This window comes from Bradyrhizobium sp., assembly GCF_049691595.1.
GTDB lineage: Bacteria > Pseudomonadota > Alphaproteobacteria > Rhizobiales > Xanthobacteraceae > Bradyrhizobium.
Map to the genome: position 1 here is coordinate 1 of NZ_JBAVNZ010000376.1, position 4,273 is coordinate 4,273.

The following is a 4,273-nucleotide window of genomic DNA, read 5'->3' on the forward strand; positions in this document are numbered from 1 at the left end:
GAACCGTGGGCTGGAGCTATGAATGTCCCCATGGGGCTATCAGTGTCTCCAGCATCATCACCTGCTTGTCGCCATGGGACCGGACCGGTGCCATCCCCTCAAGGCTGGCGCCCATCGCGCGCCTCCGCTTCGCGGCTTTTCGGTCTTGACCGGATGCCGCCGGTTCGGCAAGGGGCTGCCATGCTGGTAAGGCAAATTGGGAGCGGCGCGCTTGGCTTATGCGACGAGAGCTGACACATGTTCGCTCCAACGCTTTAGCGCCTCGCGCATCTCAGCTTCATAGCGGGCACGATTGTAGACCCCAGCTACGCCTGCCCGGTGACCGCTGACGTGGTTCAAAATCGCTTCCACAATATGCGGCAGCACGCCCAACCGATCCGCCATGACGGTGGCGGCCGTACGACGCAGATCGTGCAGCCGCCAGTCGGGCAGGGGTTTGGCATCCTCTATGACTTTCCGCCGAGCCTCAATGATGCGCGCATCCAATGCTGCCTTCGACTTCGACCAACCTGAGAAACCCCGTTGCCTGTCGCCTCTACGGCGCGGGCCATCGCCGAAAACGAAATCGCGATGGTGGGGCGAGGCTTCGATCAACGCCAGCGCGGCGTCAGCCAGCGGAAGAATGTGGTCGCGATGGTTCTTTGTCCGGCTGCCCGGGATGATCCAGGATTTGTTCTCGGGATCGATCTCTAACCATCGCATACTGCCGACTTCATCACGACGTTGGGCGGTCAGAATTAGCAACTTCGTCATCCGCCCATACTCGTCATCACGGCATGCTGACCAAATTTCGGCCAACTCTACGTCGGTGAGGACCCGATCCCGGGACTTTGGCTCGGCCTGTCGATTGGTGCCAACCACTGGGTTGGCCGGAATGTCGAGCCCTTCTCGGATTGCCCAGTTGAACATGGCTGAGAGGGCCGCTCGGGCGCGTGCGGCTGTGACCGGCCCTCGGTCGGTTGCTATCTCGGTGAGCCGTGCCGCGATATGGCGACGGCGAATGTGGAACACGGAGACCGAATGTAATGGCTTCCAAACGCTTGTCAGATATCGCTCTATCTCCGAGTAGGTTCGTGGCCGTTGCTTCTGCTTGGCATGCTTCAGGTATTCATCAGCAATTTTGCTGAGCGTGTCCGTGGCTCGGAGCCAAGCCTGCGCGCGTTCGTCCGCTGGGTCCTTGCCATCAGCGACAAGGCCGAGCAGCCGCTTGGCCTCTTTGCGAGCATTCGTAGGGGTCCAGGGCGAGCCATGCGGGCCGATCGTGAAAAAGCGTTGTCGACCGAACACGCGGTATTTAACCACGTAAGTGGGGTGGCCGCGCTGGCGGCGGACACCAAAGCCCCGAACTGCCTCTCGGTGCCCGGCATCCCAAATGGTTTCGCCCGGCTTGAGGGCCTGCACTGACCGAACCGTTATGCCAGTCATGGCCGCTTTTCCTAGCTACCAGCTAGCTAGTTTCTGTCGCGAAACGCCTGCATTTGTGCTGACGCGTGGCAGTTCCTCAATAAAACCGGGGCAAACTGACAGCATGCATCAGCATTCGCCGGGTAGTCTGATGTGATTTTAGTCGTGATTTCACCAAGCGTCCATCGGACGGTGCGGTGGATGTAACTGAGGACTGCGGACGCCTGTTCCGCTACAAATGATCGACTTGAGGGATATTATCAGGCGGCTTTTCGTCTGCGCGATGATCGGTCCGCCAGCAGGGCTGCGATCTTCATGAGGTTGTTGGCGAGCACGGCGGCTGCGACCCACAGCTCAAAGCGCTCGCGACCTTCGGCGAGACAGCGCTTCATGCCGCGACCGCGGAACAACACCGAGATGCGCCCCTCGATGCCTGCGCGGAAGCGCTGGCCATCCTTGAACTCCCGGCTCTTCTCATAGGCTTCGCGCTCGGGCGCTTTGGTGCCACCCCGTTGCGGGATGCACACCACCTTGACGCCTTGCTGCTTGCACGACATCACGTTCTTCTCGCTGAAGAAGCCACGGTCCGATCCATACAATTTGGGGACGTCGCCGAAGGTCTGCCTGTGGCGCTCCAGCGAGATAACCACGTGCTGTTCGTCGATGGGATTGCCGTCCAGCACTTCATACTGCGTGATCAATCCGCGCGCGCTTTCGGCGAGAAAGACCTTGTGGCCGAACTCGACCGGCGTCTGCACCTTGCCGCGCTTGATCAGGTCGGTATGGGGCTCAAAGATCGAATAGAGCTTCTCGGCCGCCGGCACTTGCTCGCCGTTGAGCACGCGGCGCCGCGACTGATTGATCACACGCGCCCCCAGGTCGCAAAAGTGCTCGATCTCCTTGCGCGTCTCTGCGACCGCCAGGTCGGTGATGATGTCTTTGCCGCGCGCTTTGCCCGTCCGCCGGAGCGCCGTTCGCGCGCTTTCGATGACTTCCTCGGCGATGCCGATGAGCTCGCGATATCTCGCGGTCTGCTGCTGCTGGCGCTGCCTTGTGGTCATCCGTTGAATCTCTTGCATCCGGCGCCGCGCCGATCGCGTCCGATCGCAGAACCCCTTGATACGCCGGCGTCCCAGCGCTGCGGCAAGGCGGCCGATCAGGCGCGTCACGACCCGAACGACATCCCACAACAGCGTGTTGTCGGTCGGATGATGAATGTCGGTCTGCACCACCGTGGTGTCGACACGCAGCTTTTGGCCATCCTCCAGCCCGAGCCCGACGGCCGCCTGTACCACCAGATCATTGATCGCCTTGAGCGTCTTCGGCGTCAGCCGATTGAAGCCGCGGTTGAATGCATCGTGTCGGGGCACCGGCAGACAATAGAAGTCGGTGAACTGGCGCAGTGTGCACCCGTCGGCAATCCGCTCGCGCAATTCGCGATAGTTCCAGTTCTTGACGCGCATCAGAACCAGCGAGCGCAGCACCTGTTGTGGCGTCAGGCCGTTGCGACCGGTCTCGGCCTTCTTCAAACCCCGCGTCAGATCGCAGCGCACCTGCTCGATCATGTCCTTCTGGTTGTCCAGAAAATCGGAAATGGCCTGCAGCAACGGCTCAAGGCACAGGCCCTGACGTACCAGCTCCCAATCGGCAAAACTGACCTGCCGCTCCGCTGTTCGAGACACCGCTCAGCCCTCGTCGCTCTTGGTAGCCCCGGAGCGCGCCCGCTTCAGCGCCTTGATATAGCGCGGCGCCGCCTGGTGCAGCAGATCCTGCAGAGCCCGCCCGTTGTCCAGGCTGCGCTGAACCTCCGGCACAAGATCTTCCGGCACGTAGACCGCAACACGACGCCCGTTCGCCCGACCGTACAGCACATAACTTTGATGCTGCTCGCCAGACTTACAGGCCACGCAATTCTTGCGGATGCACCGGCTACGACGCAGGCTTAGCGATCCGAGAAGTGCAGGCCAAAGAGTCGCTGTTTCACTCCGCAGCCAGTACGCGACATCCCAAGGAGATTCCGAATCAACATGCTTCATATCAAGCATGTGATATTATGCACATGTATGTCGCAAGAAAAATCACACGGAAAACTAGCGAGAAACCCGCTAATTTAAAGGCCGAAATGTATTTCGCGACAGAAACTAGCTACCACGATAGCGCCAATTGGGGAGGGAGCAAGGCGGCTGACGGTAGTAGGCATGCACTGATTTTATTAGGATTTTCGCAGTTTTGGCGGTTTCTTCGTAGCCCTGTCCGTGATGATGTTCTTACTGTGGAACAGGAGGTCGGTGGTTCGAGCCCACCCAACTGTACCAGCAAAATCAACCAGCTAGCACGGTGCCCCTTTCGTTCGACCTGTTTGGGTAGCGATTTGGGTGTCGGCGAGCCTGCTCTCCGCATCACGTCTCGCGAAATGCGCCCAACTTGCGAGATTTCATCTCCTCGAGTGCGATTGATCGGCATGCGTCTTTTACTTTAGCCAATGTATCAAACGCCGCTCCGCAGGCTTTGCAACGAACAGGATCGTTCTCGTCATCGGGCGTACTGACCAGGTAGCCGCCGCAATCACTGCAGTGAAATTCGAAGTTGAAGTGATATTGACCAGGATAGCCCGGTATAGGAACATAATCCAAAATAGATATTGCAAGCACGGCAGGCGCTCTCCTCCTCGGTGCTTTAAGCTGCTTCAAAGGAGGGAAAAGCAAATCTGTATACTGAGGATATCGCCTCGCTAGGTCTCTCAGCGTGCCACCTCCATCCTCCACAATCATCCGGTACTCTATAAGGAACGGCAGAAAATCCCCGCCATCGATGGGTATCTGGCCAACTTCGGATGCCATGGTGGTCTGAGGTATTTCGTCGAGGTCAA

Annotated in this window: 3 protein-coding genes, 1 tRNA gene and 1 pseudogene; 1 reads left to right on the forward strand and 4 read right to left on the reverse strand. The window is 59.1% G+C overall.

The features are described from left to right. Positions 1 to 216 precede the first annotated feature (216 nt). The 3 genes from WCE35_RS16395 to WCE35_RS16405 form a co-directional block, all read right to left on the reverse strand. Complete coding sequence (locus tag WCE35_RS16395) at positions 217 to 1,425, reverse strand: tyrosine-type recombinase/integrase (protein WP_424594382.1); 1,209 nt, start codon at positions 1,423 to 1,425, stop codon at positions 217 to 219. A 239-nt stretch (positions 1,426 to 1,664) separates the two neighbouring features. Continuing rightward, positions 1,665 to 3,086: an ISNCY family transposase gene (locus WCE35_RS16400; RefSeq protein WP_424594383.1), complete on the reverse strand. Its 1,422-nt coding sequence runs from the start codon at positions 3,084 to 3,086 to the stop codon at positions 1,665 to 1,667. Between the two features lie 3 nt (positions 3,087 to 3,089). Beyond that, complete coding sequence (locus WCE35_RS16405) at positions 3,090 to 3,449, reverse strand: DUF6788 family protein (protein ID WP_424594384.1); 360 nt, start codon at positions 3,447 to 3,449, stop codon at positions 3,090 to 3,092. Positions 3,450 to 3,627: 178 nt separating this feature from the next. Between WCE35_RS16405 and WCE35_RS16410 the strand changes: the two genes are divergently transcribed. Further along, a tRNA-OTHER gene (locus WCE35_RS16410) sits at positions 3,628 to 3,719 on the forward strand. A gap of 84 nt (positions 3,720 to 3,803) precedes the next feature. Here WCE35_RS16410 and WCE35_RS16415 read toward each other — a convergent pair. Further along, positions 3,804 to 4,273, reverse strand: a pseudogene (locus WCE35_RS16415) (hypothetical protein); the annotation flags it as partial.

What these genes read in the sequence shown, in the direction of transcription:
- WCE35_RS16395 (WP_424594382.1), bottom strand. Translation starts at nt 1,425, where the DNA reads ATGACTGGCATAACGGTTCGGTCAGTGCAGGCCCTCAAGCCGGGCGAA.
- WCE35_RS16405 (WP_424594384.1), bottom strand. Translation starts at nt 3,449, where the DNA reads ATGCTTGATATGAAGCATGTTGATTCGGAATCTCCTTGGGATGTCGCG.